The organism is Desulfopila aestuarii DSM 18488 (genome assembly GCF_900143695.1).
In the GTDB taxonomy this organism is placed as follows: domain Bacteria; phylum Desulfobacterota; class Desulfobulbia; order Desulfobulbales; family Desulfocapsaceae; genus Desulfopila; species Desulfopila aestuarii.
Genome location: NZ_FRFE01000052.1, coordinates 1 through 21,575, shown reverse-complemented (window position 1 = coordinate 21,575; position 21,575 = coordinate 1). Strand labels below are relative to the sequence as shown.

Annotated in this window: 18 protein-coding genes, 6 tRNA genes and 1 pseudogene; 13 read left to right on the top strand and 12 right to left on the bottom strand. The window is 49.7% G+C overall.

The features are described from left to right. Nucleotides 1-507: DUF3313 family protein (locus BUF15_RS25060; protein ID WP_073616932.1), on the top strand; the 507-nt coding region annotated here is incomplete at its 5' end. A 561-nt stretch (nt 508-1,068) separates the two neighbouring features. Here BUF15_RS25060 and BUF15_RS25055 read toward each other — a convergent pair. After that, nucleotides 1,069-2,169: a tyrosine-type recombinase/integrase gene (locus BUF15_RS25055; RefSeq protein ID WP_073616934.1), complete on the bottom strand. Its 1,101-nt coding sequence runs from the start codon at nt 2,167-2,169 to the stop codon at nt 1,069-1,071. A 46-nt stretch (nt 2,170-2,215) separates the two neighbouring features. On the opposite strand from BUF15_RS25055, the gene cas1c reads away from it, so the two are divergent. Continuing rightward, nucleotides 2,216-3,031 carry a type I-C CRISPR-associated endonuclease Cas1c gene (gene cas1c / locus BUF15_RS25050; protein ID WP_084554576.1) on the top strand — a complete coding sequence of 272 codons (816 nt, stop codon included), beginning with the start codon at nt 2,216-2,218 and terminating at the stop codon, nt 3,029-3,031. Between the two features lie 17 nt (nt 3,032-3,048). Next, on the top strand, nt 3,049-3,339 hold the full coding sequence (gene cas2, locus BUF15_RS25045) for a CRISPR-associated endonuclease Cas2 (protein WP_073616930.1): 291 nt from the start codon (nt 3,049-3,051) through the stop codon (nt 3,337-3,339). A gap of 658 nt (nt 3,340-3,997) precedes the next feature. On the opposite strand, the gene istB is transcribed toward cas2, so the two are convergent. The 10 genes and pseudogenes from istB to BUF15_RS24995 form a co-directional block, all read right to left on the bottom strand. Then, nucleotides 3,998-4,786 (bottom strand): IS21-like element helper ATPase IstB, encoded by a 789-nt coding sequence (gene istB / locus BUF15_RS25040; RefSeq protein WP_159441383.1) that lies wholly within the window; start codon nt 4,784-4,786, stop codon nt 3,998-4,000. Continuing rightward, the gene (gene istA, locus BUF15_RS25035; RefSeq protein ID WP_073616926.1) at nt 4,695-6,317 is read right to left on the bottom strand and encodes an IS21 family transposase; all 1,623 of its coding nucleotides are present in this window, start codon (nt 6,315-6,317) and stop codon (nt 4,695-4,697) included. The genes istB and istA overlap by 92 nt, the downstream gene beginning before the upstream one ends. Further along, a complete protein-coding gene (locus BUF15_RS25030; RefSeq protein WP_073616924.1) occupies nt 6,314-7,240 on the bottom strand; it encodes a ParB/RepB/Spo0J family partition protein in 927 nt (308 codons plus the stop codon). Before BUF15_RS25030 ends, istA begins: the two co-directional genes overlap by 4 nt. A 66-nt stretch (nt 7,241-7,306) precedes the next feature. After that, nucleotides 7,307-7,765, bottom strand: coding sequence for a hypothetical protein (locus BUF15_RS25025; RefSeq protein WP_143170874.1), 459 nt, complete (start codon nt 7,763-7,765; stop codon nt 7,307-7,309). Nucleotides 7,766-8,225: 460 nt separating this feature from the next. Continuing rightward, nucleotides 8,226-9,437 (bottom strand): tyrosine-type recombinase/integrase, encoded by a 1,212-nt coding sequence (locus BUF15_RS25020; protein WP_073616920.1) that lies wholly within the window; start codon nt 9,435-9,437, stop codon nt 8,226-8,228. 211 nt (nt 9,438-9,648) lie between these two features. Continuing rightward, nucleotides 9,649-9,736 (bottom strand) — tRNA-Leu (locus BUF15_RS25015). A 143-nt stretch (nt 9,737-9,879) separates the two neighbouring features. Beyond that, nucleotides 9,880-11,076: a pyridoxine 5'-phosphate synthase gene (locus tag BUF15_RS28255; RefSeq protein ID WP_073616918.1), complete on the bottom strand. Its 1,197-nt coding sequence runs from the start codon at nt 11,074-11,076 to the stop codon at nt 9,880-9,882. A 129-nt stretch (nt 11,077-11,205) separates the two neighbouring features. After that, nucleotides 11,206-12,168: a PhoH family protein gene (locus BUF15_RS25005; protein ID WP_073616916.1), complete on the bottom strand. Its 963-nt coding sequence runs from the start codon at nt 12,166-12,168 to the stop codon at nt 11,206-11,208. An 8-nt stretch (nt 12,169-12,176) separates the two neighbouring features. Beyond that, a pseudogene (locus tag BUF15_RS25000) lies at nt 12,177-12,596 on the bottom strand (DsbA family protein); the annotation flags it as partial. A 12-nt stretch (nt 12,597-12,608) separates the two neighbouring features. Beyond that, nucleotides 12,609-13,046, bottom strand: coding sequence for a YncE family protein (locus BUF15_RS24995; RefSeq protein ID WP_073616912.1), 438 nt, complete (start codon nt 13,044-13,046; stop codon nt 12,609-12,611). Between the two features lie 696 nt (nt 13,047-13,742). Between BUF15_RS24995 and BUF15_RS24990 the strand changes: the two genes are divergently transcribed. From BUF15_RS24990 to BUF15_RS24950, 9 genes are all read left to right on the top strand, one after another. Next, a tRNA-Leu gene (locus tag BUF15_RS24990) sits at nt 13,743-13,827 on the top strand. Between the two features lie 162 nt (nt 13,828-13,989). Then, complete coding sequence (gene tig, locus BUF15_RS24985; protein WP_073616910.1) at nt 13,990-15,321, top strand: trigger factor; 1,332 nt, start codon at nt 13,990-13,992, stop codon at nt 15,319-15,321. A 151-nt stretch (nt 15,322-15,472) separates the two neighbouring features. Beyond that, nucleotides 15,473-16,084 carry an ATP-dependent Clp endopeptidase proteolytic subunit ClpP gene (gene clpP / locus BUF15_RS24980; protein WP_073616908.1) on the top strand — a complete coding sequence of 204 codons (612 nt, stop codon included), beginning with the start codon at nt 15,473-15,475 and terminating at the stop codon, nt 16,082-16,084. Continuing rightward, nucleotides 16,077-17,345, top strand: coding sequence for an ATP-dependent Clp protease ATP-binding subunit ClpX (clpX, locus tag BUF15_RS24975; RefSeq protein ID WP_073616906.1), 1,269 nt, complete (start codon nt 16,077-16,079; stop codon nt 17,343-17,345). The genes clpP and clpX overlap by 8 nt, the downstream gene beginning before the upstream one ends. A 171-nt stretch (nt 17,346-17,516) precedes the next feature. Continuing rightward, nucleotides 17,517-19,889, top strand: coding sequence for an endopeptidase La (lon, locus tag BUF15_RS24970; RefSeq protein ID WP_084554578.1), 2,373 nt, complete (start codon nt 17,517-17,519; stop codon nt 19,887-19,889). A gap of 56 nt (nt 19,890-19,945) precedes the next feature. Continuing rightward, nucleotides 19,946-20,021 (top strand) — tRNA-Val (locus BUF15_RS24965). 19 nt (nt 20,022-20,040) lie between these two features. Next, nucleotides 20,041-20,117, top strand: a tRNA-Asp gene (locus tag BUF15_RS24960). A 259-nt stretch (nt 20,118-20,376) separates the two neighbouring features. After that, nucleotides 20,377-20,452: transfer RNA gene (locus BUF15_RS24955), tRNA-Val, on the top strand. A gap of 19 nt (nt 20,453-20,471) precedes the next feature. Then, nucleotides 20,472-20,548: transfer RNA gene (locus BUF15_RS24950), tRNA-Asp, on the top strand. A 50-nt stretch (nt 20,549-20,598) separates the two neighbouring features. Here BUF15_RS24950 and BUF15_RS24945 read toward each other — a convergent pair. Continuing rightward, on the bottom strand, nt 20,599-21,060 hold the full coding sequence (locus BUF15_RS24945) for a hypothetical protein (protein ID WP_143170873.1): 462 nt from the start codon (nt 21,058-21,060) through the stop codon (nt 20,599-20,601). Nucleotides 21,061-21,328: 268 nt separating this feature from the next. Between BUF15_RS24945 and BUF15_RS24940 the strand changes: the two genes are divergently transcribed. Next, nucleotides 21,329-21,575, top strand: a 247-nt coding sequence (locus BUF15_RS24940) for a helix-turn-helix domain-containing protein (RefSeq protein ID WP_143170872.1), incomplete at its 3' end; no start/stop codon positions are given.

Here is a 21,575-nt window from a genome sequence, read left to right as displayed (position 1 = left end):
ATGGAGCCGGGTTTTGCACTAAAAAATTATGGCCGTATTATCTTTGCCCCGGTTCAGGTGCATCTTTCTCAAAAACTACTTGACCATTCAACACTTGAAGCGAGCCAGCAAGAAGAGCTTACCGCCTTTATCGCCGACAGGCTCAACTCAGCCTTTTCAAAGGGGTTTAAGGGGCAAGGAACCGGCGACTTGAAAATACGCTCTGCGTTGTCGGGTGTGTCAAGTTCTTCTGAGGAATTAGCAGTTTACCAGTATCTTCCTGTTACATTAGCTGTGACTGCGGCTATGGAAGTAGGTGGAGTACGGGATAAGGATCTGGTTATCTTTTTCGAGGTTGAAGCAGTAGATCAAGCCACGGGTAAGGTCGTGGCAGCAAGAGTTAGAGGCGCTGATCTGGGGCAGGTTGGTACTAATAGATTAAAGAATGACCCCGTGAACGCAATTGAGCCCCTGTTGGAAAAGTGGGTAGACAGCTTGGTTGATCAGTTTTCCAAGGATTTGCAATAAATTAAAAATTAGGAAAGTCTTCGAACTGGTGAAAAGGTCTCCGGTGGCCTAATATATTAAACATGTTAATGTGGAGGAATCAAATAACATGGCTCAAGAAGCCTCCCTCGTGAGGTTCAACAACATAGGGTCCATCAAAACAAAGGTACATAACCCACCAAAGGATTTCGCGGCATTCTACCATGTAATGAAGCCCAGCTGTGTTTTTCATGCAGAGGCTTTGATTTTTTAGGCTCTGCTTTGTCTGCTGGGTTCGTTTAGATATGGGGTGAAATCCAACTATCTTTCCAATCACAATTGAGCGAAGCGGAGTCAGAACATTATTGATGAACGTCCCTGCGTCACGTAGCCGTAAAATTTTTGATTATATTAGCAAGACTAAGGTTTCCTCAATGACTCTTCTTGGAAACTTGAGGTGTCTACTGTATATACGTAATAAAAAACCGATCTGAGATTGAGCTATAATAGATCGTCAACATCTTTCCTGAGGGTAATTCGCCATGCAAACTACCCATGTTACTTTAATACGCATGGAAAAAAATTTCCGTCCATATTTCGATCCTATTTTCTGCTTTGATGACTTATCTTCTGCAAAATGACTTCAGCGAGTAGATCAACAGATGATGGGCTGTTTACATCCGTCTTTCCCAATCCATGAATGATTTCTCCCTGCCGCTGGCAGGAAACTCCGCCATAGCTCAAAAAAGTGGTCAATACCTTCTCATGCCCGAGGTTCTGGCTCCATGCCTTGAACTGCTCAGGCGTCGTACAACGTTCTTCGCCTAGGCGTACCAAAGTGTTGCGGAAGCTGTGTGGATTGAAATAGGGCAGGCCGGCCCTGGTGAATGCCTCGTGGAAGATGGTCCTGATGGGCGTGGCATTGCTCCAGTGCTTGCGTGCCAATCCGGCGGCTTCGAATTGGCGGGTGGTACCGATAGCCACCTTGGTGGCTGGAAATAGCGGATCATCATTGCCCCAGAGTCTTTCATCCCTCAGGAAGGTCACCCAGTCGACGAAAACCTCTAGCACCTCGTTATCAACCGGAAAGAAAAAGGTGGTGAAGGTCTTGCTGAATTTGGTTTTCACTTCTCTGGCATCTTGACTCACACTGTCGCTGATCAGATCGACATGTTTGATTTTCATTGAAGCGATGGCGCTGTCCCTTGCTCCGGTCAGCAGAGTGAAGGCAATAAGCGCCCGGTTGCGTCGATCGATGTCCTTCTCGGCAGGCATGCTCCGTATGACATGTAAGATCTGCTCGAGCGTTGGTATCTGCTGCTCACGCCTTGCGGTAGCCACTCTGGTATCCTTGTCCGACAGATTGAAATAGTCAGCGTCTGAATATTGAAGCCGCGACTTATACCCCGGCTGCCAGGCCAGCCACTGGAAAAATCGTTTCAACTGGGTCAGGGTCAAATAGAGGGTCGCCTTGCTCAGCCTTTTGCCGGACCGTTGTCCACGCTGTTCGGAAAGATGTTTTTTGAAGGCGACGGCCTGCTCAAAATGAAAAGCCTTGAAGTTCTTGAACTTCGTATATTCCTCGAACCGGCTCAGGGCTTTGGCAGCGGTGTCGACGGTCGGCTCGCTGTGCCGCTTTGCTTCTTTTAAAAACGTGAAGTATTTACGTTTGATCCGCTCGTTCTCGGCATTATGTTTTTTCATGGTCATTTGCTCCTGGTGTTGAAGTCACTGTTCACGGTGGGGTTGGTTGTCTCGATTATTCCTTGCTCGGGTGCAAGGGCCCGTCTCTGGCAATGTCCTGTTGCGCCGCGAACAATATCGGCGTGCGGATGATCTTGTTTTCTCTGCCATGATTGCCAAAGAATTTGTAATGGGAAAAATTGCAAACTGTCGGTCCGTCCTCTTGCGGGCGCTGCGGGATCATCAGGGTAAGGTCGACACTGATGATTTAGAGAATGCTGCCAGTCGATTGACCACGTCTTTGAAGAGGTTGCAGGGCGATCTTGTCCTGGACGAGATCCGAGGCATCGAAGGGGATGCCGCCCATGTCTATTTCGGTGTTCTTGACCATCTGCTGGTACGTGGCAAAGATAGCTTTTTCATGCGGCAGCGTAGTCGAAGGCCACCACTCGACCGGATGAACTGTCTGCTTTCCTTTTTATACACATTGCTGATGCATGATGTTCGATCGGCTCTAGAATCTGTAGGGCTAGACCCGGCTGTAGGATATCTGCATCGGGATCGACCGGGCCGACCGGGCCTGGCGCTTGATCTTATGGAAGAATTCCGCCCGATGATAGATCGTCTGGCAATTTCGTTGGTGAATCTTGGCCAGCTGAAAGAAAAGGATTTTAATATCAGCGAAAGTGGCGCGGTCAGAATGACAGATACAGCGAGAAAAACTGTTTTGGTCTCATATCAGAACAGAAAACAGGATGAACGAGCCCATCCATTTCTTGAGGAAAAAATGAAGATAGGCCTATTCTTCTATGCGCAGGCGCTATTGTTGTCGAGATTATTCAGAGGTGAACTTGATGGCTATCCACCAGCCATCTGGAAATAATAGTAGGAGGGAAATAAATGTTAGTACTGGTAAGCTATGATGTGAAGACTAGCGAACCGGGGGGAAGCAGAAGATTACGGAGGGTTGCCAAGGCATGCAAAGACTACGGTCAGAGAGTGCAGTTTTCTGTGTTTGAGTGCTTGGTGGACCCTGCACAATGGACGCGGTTTCGTCAGCGTTTAATAGAGGAGATAGATATCGAGAAAGATAGTTTGCGATTCTATTTCCTTGGAGCAAGTTGGCACAATAAATTTGAACATATAGGCGCGAAGAAATCCTTTGATCAGGAAGGTCCACTGATCATATAAAAAATGTTTCCGCGAACCTCAGTCAGGCAGAGAATGCTGGGAGGTTCGCAACCGTAGAACTAACCCGGCTGGGGCTATGGATTACATCTTTTGCTATGAGATGCCAGATGGGTGAAATATTGGGTTCGCGGAAGTTGTAAATTTTATTGATTTGTATCGGTCTATTACAAATTGACCGTCGCCCTCCATGCGGGGGCGTGGATTGAAACGATTACCAGCAAGTCAAACGGCTCGATTTTCCTTGTCGCCCTCCATGCGGGGGCGTGGATTGAAACAAGCCTTGCCCCTGGCCCTGTCGTCAGGTATCTGTCGCCCTCCATGCGGGGGCGTGGATTGAAATGTCACCACCGATAAAAAACAGACCCAGTTGAAGAGTTCAAGAGAACCCACCCACAAGTTGCTTATTTGCGATTGCACTCGGCATTTTCACCGATTATCGGACCCACTGCCGGTAGCATTATCTACCCATAAAACATACGAAGTATGCGAGGACAGTCGTCGGCACCTGGCGGGGAAACCTGTAGCCCGTAGGGCGGAAGGCTTCCCCGCCAGGTGCCGACGGTTGGTGTAGAAGGCAATGGGAGACAGGGGGGATTGTTGGGGTGGTCGTCAGTTCATACTGCCCGAGAAGGACTTTGCAGGATGTATCCTCTTGCTTTTAATCCCTTGTGGTGCGGTTATTCAACTGTTGTGATTGATGGAGACGCCAGGAAGGACCTTCGATGCTTAAAATGATGGCATGGTGCACCATCCGATCAACGATGGCGGTGGTGATGACGGGATCTCCCAGGTAATCGCCCAACTCCTTGAAGTCGATATTTGAGGTGATCATCGTCGATTTTTTACAATACCGTCCATCGATTACCTTGTGGAAAAGACAGGCGTTTCTTGGGTCCTGTTGTTCTAGGCGGTCAAAGCCGACTTCGTCTATGAGCAATAGGTCAGGAGTCAGATATCGTTTCAGTTTCAGGGCGAGAGTATCGTCAGCGAGACCGGAGAAAAGATCTCTGAGCATGTCGCTTGCCGTGGTATACCGGCAGCGATAGGTTTCCCGGCAACCGAGCAAGAGTAAGGCCTTGGCGATATGGCTCTTGCCGGTGCCCGAATTACCTGCAATAATTACCCCCTGTTTGCGGTGGATAAAGTTGAGCTTGGCCAGTTCCATTATCTGTGCCTTGTCGATCCCTTTCTGGAAGTCAAAATCAAAATCGGTCAACAACTTTCGCTCAGGGAGCCTTGATTCATTGATCCGGCGTTCGATTCTCCGCTGGGTGAGGGCATCCGCCTCGGCAGCCAGGAGACGTTCAAGCAGTTCGGTAGGCGGTGTTGCCGATTGGGCAGCACGGGCCAACTCTTCATCCAGAATCGTCGCTATTGTATTGAGTTTGAGAGTTCTCAGGCTGCTTTGAATCCGCTGCATGCTGTCCGTTGCTGGTCGATGTTTCATGGCGATTGCCTCCCAGGAGTGAGCTGTACTCCTGTAATGACCGCTGGTAGACCGGCGGCAGGGTCTTGCGCAGATTTTCAGCGGCTCGTTCGTTGCGATGCGATTCCAAGGTACGTGGTTTCGCCTTGATCTTGAGAATACGCTCCACCGCCTGGTGGTCATAGGCGTGGTACCTGCAGGCATGGAGAATGGCCCCGTGAATTTCGTCGCAATGGTAAAATTCTTTCTGACGGAGTATGGCTCTGATATGAAAGCCGGCGTTCTTGGGGTGCTTTTGCACAAGCCCTCGCAGAAAGCTTTCAGCGGCATCACCCATACTGAGAAACTGATCCCGGACCGGCTCCAGGCCATAACGGACTGCCTGAGCGCCGTGGATGCCGGTGGCGTCAAGGGTTATCACCGCTCCGGCCGGCAACCGTTCGTGCCGCACGATCAGGGCTAACTCCGGTGAATAGATGAAGATTTCCTGCTCGGTGGCCTTCAGAGTCAGGATATCAGTCACATGCTCAAAGGGCACTGGATAACGATTGGTTTCAAACTCAAGATAGCCTTCAATACTACAGACTCGTAACGCCACCTCGGAGGCATCATACGGGCAGCGCGGTAACGTGATCAGCGCTTCCTGCTCCTCTTCGAGGAACAGCTCCAGGGGCGGCCTGCCCGTGGTGTCGTGTTTGTGGGTGTCGGAACGGTTTTGCAACCACCAGCGGGCACAATTCCTGAGGTCATCAAGATCCTGGAATTTCCGGCCGCCCAGCAGGTTATGCTCCACATACTGGAACGGTCGTTCGATTTTCCCCTTGGTTTGTGCGCGTCCCCGCATACAGGCGACGGGCTTGCACTGGTAATGGGTAATAAAAGCGGCGAAAGACGGATTGTATACCGGCATTCCGGCCTCCCAACGCAGCACGACAGTCTTTTCGCTATCATACAGACACTGCCGGGGGGAGCCGTTGAAGTGGAAAAAACTGTCCTGGTGACGTCGAATCAGGGTGAAGAAGTCCCGGCGCCTGGTGAAATCAATATATTGTCGTCTTGAAAAGCCGAGGATATAGGAAAAACAGTTGATTGTGGTTTTGCCCCCACGCAGAAAATTAATGGTATAAGGACTCCAGTCCATCTGCCCCTGCAGACCGGGCGCGGTCTCAAAGCGGATCACCGGCGTCTTTTTCGGCGTTGGGCGAAGCAGGCGTAACCGCTCCTGCAAAATACTTATGCCGCCGTCATAACCGGCGGCGGTGATCTCTTCGTACACGCGTTGCGCGGTTATCTTGGGAAAATCCTTGAGCAGCTCCCGGATTCGTCCGATAAAGGGATCCAGTTTGCTGTGCCGAGGCGTTGCTTGTTTTCTCTGTCGCCGAACAACATCATGGCCCTGGTCCCGGGCGGCAGCGTGCTTGCGCAAGATACGCCGTACCATATTGCGACTGATGGAAAAATGGCCGGCGAGTTTGCGGATACTCCAGCCTTCGCTGTTCATGGTCACCAGCAACCGTTCCAACTCCTTCCGGCTGTGGATGATGACGGTCATCGCTCAGTCTCCGACTCGGGCGGCACGTTTTGTCGAAACGCCTTGACGGTTTGCTCAAGGGTACGCAGGGCCTCCCTGCAACAGGTGTGTAAAAATCGCTCTTCCTCCTCCTCGAATTGCCCAAACTCCGTGGTCTGCACGGTAAAGGAAGCCGACAGGCACTGCCGTTCCAGACACAGAAGTTTGCAGTGGATGGTCCGCACAAGCGGAGAGAACAGGTTGCTTGCCGTCAGATCCAGATGATCGTCTTGCCGCAGAATCTCCCGTGGCCTTCGTAAAAGGTCCCGGTGTTCGCGCTCCGGCCGGTTCTGTAGTTCTTCAACCAGCTTGCCCGTTTCACGACAACTCAGATGACACCTGGTGATCGCTTCCAGCAGTGCCTCCTGGTTGCCACGTGGCAACTTGACCAGTTCCCGGCTCATACTGATCGGCAGCAGGCCGAGTTGTATCTGCTCCTGGCCTTCATCACACAAGCGGTCGATCAGGGCTATCCGCCGACAGACCCAGCTTTTATGGCGCCCCAGCAGGGTGGCGATCTCCACCTGGCTCAAGCTGTCCTCATGAAAGAGTGAATGCACCACCAGCGCTTCTTCCATGCTGTTTATGGACTTCCCCACCCAGTTCAACTGCACCAGCGCCGCCTTGCCGGCACGGATATTCAACCGCATTATCCGCCCCTTGAGTGTCTTCATGCGCAGCACTCCGGCACCTCGCAGTCGTTTAAAACCATCAAGCAGTTGATAATCGTTGTCGGCAATTTCGCTAACAACCACCGGCATTATCTGACCATACCGCTCCATTGACCGGAGTATGGCGTTGTCCGCTGCCGGGTTGACAATCCGCAAGGTGCTGAATCGTTCACCAATGCTAGCCAGGGGAAGTTCTATTGTGTCCGCGGCAGATGTGAGTGGTGTTGTTAACATGGCGCCTCCTGAACAAGAGATGATGTGCCAGGATATCTCATGATCCGGGGGAAACGCTATCTCCTCTCAACAACTCTTCCGGGGTAGTCGTGTTGAGTCTCTTGTATTTTTAGATACTTGCCTATTTATCACCTCTTGAACTGCCCTGAAGAGTTGTCGTGCTATGTATTCCATAATTACAAGCTGTTGTGCCCCGATCACCTCTTGAACAAGACAGCGTGGTAGTTGTGGAAATGAAGCGGCATGGGCGGTGGAAACAGGGGCTATTGAGGTGGTGGCCGCAGCTGATGCCTTCTTGGGCTCATCGCTTTCGCCTTGGGCCGCCTGCGCCAGCTTGTCGTGCAAATAACTTTCCTGAGCACACTTGCGGTTATTTCTGTTCCATTCGGCGCATTTCCTGGTATGCCATTTTCTCATGCACTCGTGATCGCCACAGGTTTTCTGTCGATCCCCGATCCGAGGGTCAGGCGTGAACCATTTTCGACAGATTCGACATGGACGCTTTTTACTTTTTCGGCGTGGCATCGTTTCCTCCCGGCGTTGGATATGAAACGATACTAAAAAGAGAAATATAAAATAGGGAGTTAGAAAAAGGTGGGTCCAAAAATCGGTGGCATATCAGATTGCGATACCAGCTTGGTGGGTTCGTTTTCCGTCGGTGGATGGGTTCATTTTAGATCGGTGGTGACAGATTGAAACTGGTGACAGCAGAGATTGAGACGGTAGTGATGGAGGTCGCCCTCCATGCGGGGGCGTGGATTGAAACAGCGTGTCTATTTTGGCCTGATCTGCTGTGGTAGGTCGCCCTCCATGCGGGGGCGTGGATTGAAACGCGGGAGTGTCATTGCCAGCCCTGACGGGTCGTAGTCGCCCTCCATGCGGGGGCGTGGATTGAAAAGTATCAAACCAGCATATGGAACTTTTTGTATAACTCCAAGCAAAAAGTATTTTCAAAGTTAAAAGGTGGAAATGTGCGCAGAATGATCTATGTGGGTATGTTCTGAACCGCTTTATCCAGGTAGTCGGCCCACCATTGCATTAATTCCCTTCTCTGTTCAATGTATTCGCTTCGATGGTAGGCGGCCCGAACCTTGTTGCGTTCTTCGTGGGCGAGGGCTTTCTCAATGATATCCGAGTCAAACCCAGATTCATTGGCAATGGTGCTGAAGGTGGCTCGGAAGCCGTGGATGGTTGCCCTGGAGTGGTAGCCGAGTCGATACAATGCATAGAGCATGGTGTTTTCAGAAAGTTGGGGGCTGCCCTGTCTGATACCCGGGAAGATGAGTCCGGTTTCGCCGAAGAGTTCCTTAGCCTGCTTGAGGATTGCGATAGCCTGTTGGGAGAGGGGGATGGTTTGCGGAGTGTTCATTTTCATTCTGGCAGCAGGTATTTTCCACAAGTTGTCGTCCAGATTGATTTCGTCCCATGTCGCACCCCGTACCTCACCACTCCTTGTAGCCGTGAGTATTGTGAACTCAATTGCCAATCTTGTGGTTATGTGAATGTCGCCATGGTGGAGTTTATGAAGAAATTTCGGTAGTTCTTCAGCGGAAAGTGCTGGCCGGTGCTGCACTTTTTTGGGCTTGAGCGCTCCCTTCATCTCTGATGCCGGGTTATAGGTAGCCCGGCCTGTCTGGATGGCATAGCGGAAAACAGCAGTTATTCGCTGCAATACCTTCTTGGCCATCTCTTGTGAACCGCGATCTTCAATGGTGCGAATGATGTCGAGAACCATAGGTGGGGAGATGGAGTCGATCGGCAGGTCACCAATTTTTGGGAATGCGTCCGCCTGTAGTGTGGTCTTGACAGCCTCAGCATGGTCGTGGCTCCATCCTGAACGCTGGTTTTCTATCCATTCGCGAGCAATGGACTGGAAGGTGTTTTGCAAAGCAAGTTTTTCTTCTATTTGCTGTTTTCGTTCTTCCTGACGTTTTTTTCTTTTGACATGTGCTGGATTCTTCCCAGCCTTGACAGTCTCCCGAGCTTTGGTCCTTGCGGACCTGGCTTGCTCTAGGCTCATCGCTGGATACTCTCCAAGGGTGTATGTTGATTCATTGTTGTCAATCCTGAATCTATACCTCCATGTTTTTGCCCCAGTTGGGGCAACATGTAGATGCATGCCATATCCATCGGAAAGTTTGTACGGCTTGTCTTTAGGCTTGGCGTTTCTGACCTGAACAGCGGTGAGCTTTGACATGACGTCCTCCGGGATAAGGGGAGAAAAGCGGGTACGATTGAAGCGGGTATCGCCGTACTCGCAACTGTACCCTCTTTTTTACCCTCTTTTTAAGGTGGATGTCAATGGTGCGTGTTGGACGTATTTGGACGATTAGAAAAAGAAAAAGCCCGTAAGATATTGAATCTTACAGGCTATTCTGGATGCCGGTAGATGGCATCGGATGTTTGTTTGGTGCCTGGGGCGGGAGTCGAACCCGCACACGCGCAAGGCGTACGAGATTTTAAGTCTCGGGTGTCTACCAGTTCCACCACCCAGGCGAGTGGTCCTTTTTACCACACAGGTTTTCCTGTTGTCAATTGCCAATCGTGCTCAGGTTTCTGGTTTTTCACGGCATGTAGTGATGCCGTTACATTGCAGAAAACATCAAGGCAAAATCTATACGGAATATCGCGATAGGGGTTCAGATGGTCAAACGCGCCTGCTGAATGATATCGAGCATCTCTCGCACTGCCCGTTCGATTCCAACGTAGACACTGCGGCCAATGATTGCGTGGCCGATGGAAAGCTCCTCGATGGTGTCAAGTGCTGCGACCCTTGCAGTGTTGCGGTAATCGAGACCGTGACCGGCATTGACCTTGAGCCCGAGCTGATAGGCCTCTTGGGCGCTTTCTGCGATCAGCAAAAATTCCTGGTCGCGAATAGCCTCTGTCACGGCGTCGGCATACCGGCCGGTATGGATCTCGACAAAGGTAGCGCCAATATCCTTGCTTGTTGCAATCTGGTCGAGGTCGGGATCGACAAAGAGTGATACAGGAATATTCTTTTTCGCCAGCTGCTCGATAGCCTTGGCTATCTTCTTTTTCTGGCCGACAACATCGAGGCCTCCTTCGGTGGTCAGTTCCTGACGTTTTTCGGGGACGAGCGTCACCATGTCAGGACCCACTTCCATGGCAATGCCAATCATTTCTTTGGTGGCGCCCATCTCAAGATTCATCCGAGTTTTGATGGTTTGCCTGAGCAGTCGGATGTCCCTATCCTGCATATGACGTCGGTCCTCCCGCAGATGAACGACAATGCCTGAAGCGCCAGCCAGTTCGCAGATGGCGGCAGCGGTGACGGGGTCGGGCTCAGTGGTGCCCCTAGCCTGGCGGATAGTGGCGACATGGTCAACATTGATGGCAAGATGCGGCATGGGGTGTCTCCTATGGTGTTCAAGTCGTTGAAGCAGCTCCTGCTCCAATTCGTACATTTGGATAGCTTCGTCTTCAGAACGCTCGTGGTCATACCCGAGTAAATGCAATAGGCCGTGGGCAATGAGCCAGCTCAATCTGAAGGAAAATTTCTGGCCAAGCTCAATGGCTTCTCGCAAGGCAGTGTCGAGGGAGATAACGATATCTCCGAGCTCTTTGATGGGTAGATCAGAAAAGCCTGCATCACTGCCTTCGGCGAGAGGAAAGGAGAGGACATTGGTCGGTCCATCCTTGCCCCGGTAGTGGCTGTTGAGCCGGGTCATTTCCTCATCGTCGACCAGTAAGAGTGAAACCGAATGGTCGGAAGCCTCAAGTTGACGGAGGAACCACTGGACCTGGCGCTCAATGGCGCTGCGGTTGATTGGATGTGATGCCAGTTCGTAATGGATAGCGACGTCTGCCGGCATGTTTTTCCTCGAGTGGTAAAAGGGGAACGGGTTATGAAGAGTTGTTAGTCAGTCGACCAGTGAAAGTGTCAGGGGGAAAAGACTATGGCATTATCTGTCAGAGTCCAGTGGACCTGGTTCGATCTGTTGCTATTCTTCGCTCACTTCGTAAGCCTGAATGATGCGCTGGACCAAGGGGTGACGAACGACATCGCTTTTAGAGAAATTGCAGAACTCGATACCATCGATATTATTTAATAATTTTTGTGCCTCCAGTAGGCCGGAATGTTGTTTTATCGGCAAATCGACCTGGGTCACATCTCCTGTGATCACAGCCCTTGAATCGAAGCCAACACGAGTGAGGAACATTTTCATCTGTTCGCGGGTCGTGTTTTGGGCTTCATCAAGAATAATAAAGGCGTTACTGAGTGTCCGTCCCCTCATAAAGGCCAGAGGTGCAATTTCGATGATGCCGCGCTCGACGAGATCCTGGCACTTGTCTGGCCCAACCATGTCGTTGAGGGCATCATGGAGTGGGCGAAGATAGGGGTTGACCTTCTGGGCAAGATCGCCTGGCAGAAAGCCCAGCTTTTCACCAGCTTCAACAGCCGGTCTGGTCAAAATGATGGAGCGGACCTGGCCGGTAACAAGAGCCGATGCAGCCATAGCCACTGCCAGGTATGTCTTTCCAGTGCCAGCAGGACCGATTCCGAAAACAATATCGTTATTTCGGATGGCATCGATATATCTCTTCTGATTAGGGGTTTTGGGTGAAATGACCCTGTTCTGGGTCGTCACATAGACCTTGTCGAGAAATATCTTGTCAAGCCTTGCCTTCGGGGTTGATTCGAGAATGCGAAGCCCGAAGGCAAAATCAGAACTGTAGACCGGATAGCCTTTACCTATCAGATCATAGAGCTGGGAAAGCAGCTCCGAAGCGATTTCCACATCGTGCTGGGAACCGGAAACATTGACACTGTTTCCCCGCACGCTGATTTTGACCCCGGAGCTGTTTTCGATGAGCTGGAGATTGCGGTTTAACTCTCCATACAAACTTATAGCTGTCTGGTTGTCTTCAAAATTGAGGACCTGGCTGATGTTTTGGTTGTTCATTATCTATCTTATTTTTGGGCCTTCGCCAGTTCCTCATCGATAAGCATCTGGAAGCCCTGCATGGAGCGTTCGTTTAGCTTCCGGCCGTTAATAAAGATTGTTGGCGTGCCGGTAACGCCGGCGTTCTGGGCGTCAACCATGTCTTTACGGATTCTTTGCTCAACTATCATGGAACTCCGGTCCTGCTGGAATTTGGTCATATCAAGACCGATATCCTTGGCTGTTTTGTCAAGAAGCTCGGGACTGAGAGTGGTTGCCTTAAACAACCTGTCATGATATTCCCAGAATTTCCCCTGCATGTCGGCTGCCATGGCAGCCCGATGTGCGGGATCTGCCATCTTGTGAAAGCTGAGCGGCATGTTTTTGAATACGACTTTGATATTCTCTTTATTCTGCTCGAACACCTGCTCGAGAAGTGGCTCTAATTTGCCACAATACGGTCATTCAAAATCGGTGAAAATTGCCAAGGTAACAGGTGCGTCGACTTTTCCTTTAAAGGGCGAACCGGTAATGTCAATGTCCATGACATAGCTCATGGCCAGACTGGTGAAGCTATTTTCTTTGCCATCAATCAGGTAGAGCGCCTCTCCCTGTGGGGCAATGTCGATACGGGTCACACCCTCACTAACGGGGATTCGGCCCTGGAGCTGTCCCTGATTATTGTATACCAGAATGCGGTGCTGGTTATCGAGAATGAAGACCATTTTACCATCTAAAGAGTGGACGATATCAACCGGAGTGGCTTCAATCTGCCAACGGGATACCACCTGCCAGTTCAGCCGGCTGTCTTTGCCCGCTGGGGCAACAGTCTCAGCATGGAGCACTGTCTCGGCTGTCAGAAGCCAGGCACAGGCAAGAAGGGAAAAACGTAATTTCATATAAACCTCTATTGTGTTTAAAGATACTCAACTCGCCCGATGCAGCATTCCCTATTATATATAGGAGAGTGGTGGGGGAGGGGCTGGTGAATACTTCTCTTTTTTGCTGATGGCGTAAAAAAAAGAAATCCTGTCCAGACTTCTTATGACATTAGCTAATGTTATACATTTTCGCAAGAAAGCAAATGGGCAACACAATATAAGAAGATATCGACAATTCATGCGTTCGTAAGGTGGGTTTTTTTTACGTATCATGAGAATTTCTGTGGAGCAAAGGGAGGATAACGGATCAAATGGGCATGGCTCGTTTAACGGGTCCAATAGGTTGAAAACAAAAAAATGTGGAAACTGAATGCGTGAAATGGTATTTATACCATCTTTTCCGAGTGGTGTTCGCGATTGCCAAGGTCTGACCTTGACTGGATGCGGAATGTGAATTATTGATTAACTCGCAAAAAAATGAATTACAGCTGCAGCGCGAAGACGAGAACTCAGCGGGTTACATGTCTTGAGGTGGTTTGTGCAGCTTTTTGCAGAATGACAACCCATATAAGGCCGTGGATTGTTGACCGCTGGTCGGCTGGACGTTCTTATTTTGAAATATGTTGCTGAAAAATGTCTTTTCCCTGGGGTATGTGATACTTGACCAGGAAATGGACAAGATGTGTACCGCAAAAGCATCTGCGGTAAGAGTTTGCGAGGGTGGCGGAATTGGTAGACGCACCAGACTTAGGATCTGGCGCCTTACGGTGTGGGGGTTCGAGCCCCCCCTCTCGCACCAGCCTTGATATGGCTGAACAAAAAGATGCTTGCCCGGTACGATAAGCATCCACGAAGTCAGGCTGCCGGTCGAAAGCCAATATTTTCATCGAGAAAAACAAAGGCTGTGCCGCGGTTATAAGATACAGATTTGAGAGAACTAAACGAAAAAAGGATGATGCATATGGATGTACAAATTGAAGAAGTAGGCACACTCACCAGGAAGGTTACCGTTACTCTTCCGGAAGACGCTGTACAGCCGCGGCTGAACGCCGAGTATGACAAGTTGCGAAAAGACGCTAAGATGAAAGGTTTCCGGAAAGGAAAGGTGCCTCGCTCCATCGTCATCAAAAGCTATAAGCCTCAGGTAGAAGGTGAGATTGGTGAGAAGCTTGTACAGGAAACCTATTTCGACGTCATCGAGAAAGAGAACGTTGATGCTGTAACCCATCCTGAGATCACCAGCGTCAAATATAACGAAGATGGTTCTTTCACCTACGTAGCCAATGTGGATATCCGTCCAATTTTCGAAATAGGCGAATATAAGGGTCTTGAAGTTGAGCAGCCTGCAATTCTCGTGACCGATGAGGAAATTGAGCTTGAGTTGCTCTCCTTGCAGAAAGAAATGGCCGCACTCCGTTCCGTCGAAGATCGCGCCGTGGCGGAGGGTGATGTTGTCGTTGTAGACTTCCAGGGTTTCCATAAGGGTAACCCAATGAAGCAAGTGAAAAACGAAGACTATACTGTCGATGTTGGGTCCGGCAGAATGGGTTCTGAGTTCGAGGCCAAGCTGGTTGGAATGAAAAAAGGGGAAGAGGCCTCCCATGAGGTTGATTTTCCCGAATCGCACCCGAACCCGATCTTAAAAGGCAAAAAGGTTGAGTTTAAAATCAATGTCAAAGATGTGAAAGAGCGGGTTCTTGCTGAGCTGAACGACGATTTCGCCAAAGAAGTGAGTGATAAATTCACCACTCTGGAAGACCTTAAGACCTCTATTCGTGAGCGTCGTATCAAGGAACGTGAGGACAGTGCTGAAGGTGTTATTACCGACAGGCTGATGATGAAGCTGCTTGAAAAACATGATTTTGAAGTGCCTAAACGCTTAGTAGCCTTTGAGATTGAGCAGATGATCAAACAGACCGAAGAGCAGCTGAAACAAGCTGGTCTCAGCCTGGAAGCCGCCGGAATGAGCCGCGAGAAGCTCGCTGAGCAGAATGCCGAGGTTGCCACCAAGCGTGTACGCGGCGACTTTATTCTGAAGAAAGTCGGTGAGGTTGAGGAAATCAAAATTGAGGATGAGGATCTTGAGCGCGGATTCAAACGTATCGGCGATCAGTACAATATGCCTGTTGCCAAGGTCAAGGAGTACTTCCAGAGCCGCGACGACCTGCTTCCATTCATGAATGAGCTGCTGAACGAGAAGATCCTCCGTTTCCTGAAAGATCAGGCTGTAATGGTTGAGGAAAAGCCGGTTCCTGCTGAAGAAAGTGAGAAAGTAGCTGAAGAATCAGAATAATTCTGTCAACATCCTGGCATTCTGTCGGGAATGGATATATATTTGACCTGCGTGGGTGATAGAATGACCGTCCCGCCGGGTCTAGTAGATAACTTTGACGACTGCAACCGGTGAGAGCCTGTTGCAGTCGTCTCATTTTAGGAGTGCGATGATGAATCTTGTTCCCATGGTAGTTGAGCAGAGCCCAAGAGGTGAGCGCGCATACGATATTTACTCGCGTCTCTTGAAAGAGCGTATCATTTTTCTTGGTTCAGGAGTCAATGATGATGTGTCCAATGTAATCATTGCTCAGTTGCTTTTTCTTGAGGCAGAAGATCCAGAAAAGGATATCACCTTTTATATAAATTCTCCTGGTGGTTCCGTTACCTCAGGTATGGCCATTTATGATACCATGCAATATGTTAAATGCGATATAGCCACGCTTTGCATGGGGCAGGCGGCATCTATGGGTGCGCTGCTGTTAGCAGCCGGGACAGCCGGCAAGCGATACTCGCTGCCCAATTCCAGGATCATGATTCATCAGCCCATGGGTGGTTTTCAAGGTCAGGCCACTGATATCGATATTCACGCCCGCGAGATTCTGAGGATGCGTGAAGATCTGAACCGGATACTTGCTACCCATTCAGGTCAGGATATCGACACGATTGCCCGTGATACAGAGCGCGATAACTTTATGAGTCCCGTCGAGGCCTGTGAATACGGCATTATTGATAAAGTACTCGTAAATAGAGATGTAATTGAAGAGGACAAGAAAAATGGGTGATAAAGGGAAGAAAGAGCCTGAATGTCATTGCTCGTTTTGCGGAAAGAGTCAGGATGAGGTGGAAAAACTCATCGCCGGTCCGGATGTCTACATCTGTAATGAATGCATTGAGCTTTGCAATGAGATCGTTCATGAAGAGAACGATTCAGAGGACGCTACAAGTCCTACAGCCATTGCAGCTTCTCTGAAGCCGATGGAGATCCATGCGTATTTAAACGATTATGTCATTGGCCAGGAGTTTGCGAAAAAGGTGCTCTCCGTTGCGGTGCATAATCACTATAAACGTATCGACGCGCCGGTAAATGACGATTCGGTTGAACTTCAGAAATCCAATATCATCCTGATTGGTCCTACCGGCTCAGGTAAGACGCTGGTTGCCCAGACCCTTGCCCGAATACTGAACGTGCCATTTTGCATGGCCGATGCCACGACCCTCACAGAGGCCGGCTATGTTGGTGACGATGTCGAGAATATTCTGGTGAACCTGCTGCAGGCAGCCGACTATGACATTGAAAAAGCCGAACGTGGCATTATCTACATTGATGAGATTGATAAGATTGCAAGAAAATCTGACAGCCCTTCGCTGACGAGAGATGTTTCCGGTGAGGGTGTTCAACAGGCGCTCTTGAAAATTATTGAAGGAACCATCGCTTCGATCCCGCCTAAAGGTGGGAGAAAGCATCCGCAGCAGGAATTGGTCAAAATCGATACCACTAACATTCTCTTTATCTGTGGTGGTGCTTTTGTCGGTCTGGACAGTGTTGTCAAACGTCGACAAGGGAAAAAGTCGATCGGTTTTGGAGCTAATGTCACTGGCGAGTCCAAGAAAAAGCTTGGTGAATTGCTGGCTTCCGTTCAGCCTGAGGACTTGTTGAAGTTCGGACTCATTCCAGAGCTTGTTGGACGTCTGCCCGTTATCGCTACCATGCAGGAACTCGAAGAAGATGATCTGGTGCGAATCTTACGTGAACCTAAGAATGCCCTGACGAAGCAATATCAGAAACTTTTTGAGTTCGAAGGCATTCAGCTGCGGTTTACGGAGGGTGCTCTTCTGGCTATTGCCAAGAAGGCGCTTGAACGTAAGTCCGGTGCGAGGGGGTTACGTTCCGTGATGGAAGGGGCGATGCTTGAAGTTATGTACGACCTGCCGTCAAAAGAAAATGTCCAGGAATGTGTGATTTCCGAGCAGGTCATCGTCAATGGTGAATATCCGGTGGTTCTCTATCATAAGCCGCCAGAAGAAAAAGTAATCAACTCGTAATGAGATTACTGTTACCGGTGAGTTCGGAAATCTTGCCAGTAACAATACTCGACGGCTGATTTTCAAGGTTGGTCAAGTTGGCCTGCCGATAAAGCCAAATACAGTCTTATCCGACCCCTCGAGGGTTGTTTATCCAGAAAAGGAGTATCCGTGACGAAGCTCTATCCACTGATGCCGCTGAGGGACATTGTAATATTCCCTCATATGGTGGCACCGCTTGTTGTCGGCAGGAAGAAGTCAATTCTTGCCCTCGAAGATGCGATGGAAAAACGCACCGAGATTCTGCTGGTCACCCAGAAGGATTCGGCAATTGATGATCCTGAGCCTGATGGAATTTATGGCTACGGCACCTTGGCCTCTGTAATGCAGTTACTGCGTCTGCCAGACGGCACCATCAAAGCGCTGGTGGAAGGGAAAACTCGGGCCCGCATTGTTTCTTATGTTCCCAATGACAACTTTCTTCAGGTTGAAGTCGAAGAGTTGGACGATGAAGTGGAGCGTACTGAAGAGTTCATCGCTTATGAGCGTGAACTGCGGAAGTTCTTTGAAGAGTTTGCCAACAGCAATAAGAAGATTGCCAAGGAAGTGGTCAAATCGGTGAATACCATTGAGGACCCGGTTAAACTTCTTGATATTATCTGCTCCCATCTTCCGCTGAAAGCTGCTGAGAAACAGGAAATTCTCGAATGTGACCGGTTACAGGACAGGATCGAAAGAGTACTTGAGGTCATTCATCGGGAGATTGAGCTTGGTGAGATGGAAAAGAACATTAACGCCAAGGTGAAGATGCGGATGGGGAAAACCCAGCGCAACTACTATCTCAGTGAGAAGGTCCGTGAAATTCAGTCCGAAATGGGCCAGAATGAAGACGGGCTTGATGAGCTTGGCGAACTTGAAGAGATCATTAATAAAAAGAAGATGCCACAGCTGGCTCGGGACAAGGCGTTAAAAGAGTTGAAGAAACTCAAAAACATGCCGCCCATGTCTGCAGAGACCACCGTCGTTCGCAACTATATTGATTGTATTGTCAATCTGCCCTGGGAGAAAAAGGGCAAGTCGCAGCTTGATATTAACAAGGCTGAGAAGATTCTCGACGAGGACCATTACGGGCTGACCAAGACCAAGGAGCGTATCCTTGAGTATCTGGCGGTACAGGCGCAGGTCAAAAAATTGAAGGGACCAATTCTCTGTCTCGTTGGTCCTCCGGGGGTTGGTAAAACCTCTATCTGCAGATCGATCGCAAGGGCGATGGGGCGGAAATTTGCCCGCCTGTCTCTTGGTGGGGTACGCGATGAGGCCGAAATCCGCGGACATCGTCGGACCTATATAGGTGCCATGCCTGGTAAGATCATCCAATCGATGCAGAAGGTGGATGTAGCCAATCCAGTGTTCTGTCTTGACGAAGTCGACAAGATGTCCATGGATTTTCGAGGAGATCCTTCCTCGGCGCTCCTCGAGGTGCTTGATCCTGAACAGAACAACGCCTTCAACGACCATTATCTCGATATTGACTACGATCTATCCGAAGTCTTTTTTATTACTACGGCCAATAATCTGCATGGCATTCCCATGCCATTGCAGGACAGGATGGAGATAATCCAGATCCGCGGCTATACCGAACAGGAGAAGCTGAAAATTGCCGAAGGGTATCTCGTACCCAAGCAGTTGGAGGCTAACGGCTTCAAGGAAGGCGACATCATCATGACCGATGGGGCGATCCTGGAGGTTATTCGTCGTTTCACCCGCGAGGCGGGTGTGCGAAATCTTGAGCGTAACATTGCTTCTTTGTTCCGCAAAATCGCCAGAGACCGGCTGAAAAAGAAGACGAAAGACAAAAAGTATCGCATGAGTGCCCAATCTGTTCTTAAATTTCTGGGTACGCCCAAATACCGGTTCGGTCTTGCCGAAGAGCAGGATGAAATCGGTCTCACCACTGGTCTTGCCTGGACGGAAGTCGGTGGCGAATTATTACAGATAGAGGCGACATTGATGCCCGGCTCTGGCAAACTGACCATTACCGGCAAACTTGGTGATGTCATGCAGGAATCAGCCCAGGCTGCGCTGAGTTATGTGCGGTCGCGGGGTGAGATGCTGGGACTTGAAACCGATTTCTACCAGAAACTTGATATTCATATTCATGTGCCTGAGGGTGCGATTCCTAAAGATGGTCCATCTGCGGGCATAACTATTGCCACCACCCTCGTGTCAGCGCTCTTGAAGGCGCCTGTGCGCCATGAACTGGCCATGACAGGTGAAATCACCTTGCGGGGTAGGGTGTTGCCAATTGGCGGCCTTACTGAGAAGCTGCTGGCGGCTAAGCGTGGCAACATTACCCATGTATTGATTCCTAAGGAAAACGAGAGGGATCTGGATGATGTGCCGATTAAAATACGCAAGAGCCTGAATATCACGCTGGTGGATCATATGGACGATGTGCTTGACCATGCGATCCTTTTAAAGGAAGGGGAAACCGTACTTAAAGTTCCAGGAAGAACGCGCGGTTTAGCGGAAAGCGCTCTGCATGCGCATAATTCTGCACATTAACTTTTTTGCTTGACGCGTGGGGGGGAACTTGGTAAAAACACCCCACGCTTAACGACGGGCGAATAGCTCAGCTGGGAGAGCATCGGCCTTACAAGCCGAGGGTCACAGGTTCGAGCCCTGTTTCGCCCACCACGTTAAACATACACTAAGCGGAGTGGTAGTTCAGTCGGTTAGAATGCCGGCCTGTCACGCCGGAGGTCGCGGGTTCGAGTCCCGTCCGCTCCGCCAGCACATTCAAGGGTTGCAACCAACCGGTTGTAACCCTTTTTGCGTTTTAGCTTGTTATTCACCTCTACGTGAATTGTTTGGGATTTTTTCCTGGTCCATCTGTTGAAATACGATGTCAGCGGCTTGAAATACGAGATATTCAAGTGATAGGTGAGATTGTATTTTTACAAGGGAAAATGAGAGTCAAAAAATTCCTTATAGCTGTTTATTTTCTTGACGCACAGAGTCGAAGTTGGTAAATAGTCCGGACATTCGGCGGGGGCGAATAGCTCAGCTGGGAGAGCATCGGCCTTACAAGCCGAGGGTCACAGGTTCGAGCCCTGTTTCGCCCACCACGTCGAAAGTAAAAAATGAGGAGCGGTAGTTCAGTCGGTTAGAATGCCGGCCTGTCACGCCGGAGGTCGCGGGTTCGAGTCCCGTCCGCTCCGCCAGTCAATTCAAGGGTTGCAGCCATATGGTTGCAACCCTTTTTTTTGCGTCCTTAGTAGGAGAGTATAAGTTTGCCCCAGTTATCAGGTGCTTTGGCAATCTCCAAGCCGATAACTTTGGATCTGTTCTTTTGCAGTTGTTCCCACCTTGGCCGTACCACCAACTTGTAATATTCTGATTGATAATGGACGATTACCGAAAGAAACGACCGAGAGCTCGAGAATTTTTCAGGGAGACCCTTGATGCAAAGGCCTTGTTCTGAGATGTTGGTGACAAGCGCGTTGTAAGAGACGGAACCATCAGATATTTCCGCCCGCAGGTAATGGGTTTTGATGCGGTTGGCTTTTCGTGCTACTCGTCGTTTGTAGAATAGGTTGAGAGGAGAATACTTGTCGAGAATGGTCAGCAGGGTCTGGCCTTTCGTGCCTAGTGGAAAACCCATCATTGAAAGGATGAAGGCGAGAAACGGCAACAGGAGGGTGAGTAGAGCAACTCCAATAAGTGAAAGAGCCAAGATTTCTGCAAATGTTTCCAGGGATGACATTTCTCTGCCTTTACCTCGCTACCTATATTCTTCACCACTGCTACGGAAAGAATATTTCAGCTTAACCATATGACAATAATATGGCGTATTAGTTATAGAGCAATTGTAGCAGAAAAGAAAATCAATAAGCTATAATGAAATGACGCTGGAGTAATACAATAAGTGCAACAGACTGAAGATTGAAAAGTGAGTGAGTTGAAGATATGGTTTCAGCTCCTACACTTAACCACGGTCTGTCATGAAAAATCACAACAATCACTACCAGCAACTCACTCAAGAACAACGATACCAGATTTCTGTCCTGCGTAAAGCAGGGATGACACATGCAGCCATCGCCAAGGCAGTTGGTGTCAGTAGTAGCACAATCAGCCGTGAGCTGAAGAGAAACAGTACTGAAAATGGTTATGACCCCAAGGTCGCGCATTTGCAGAGTATGAACCGGAAAAGCTCAGCGGCCAAAGCAAACAAACGTGATCCAGCAACAG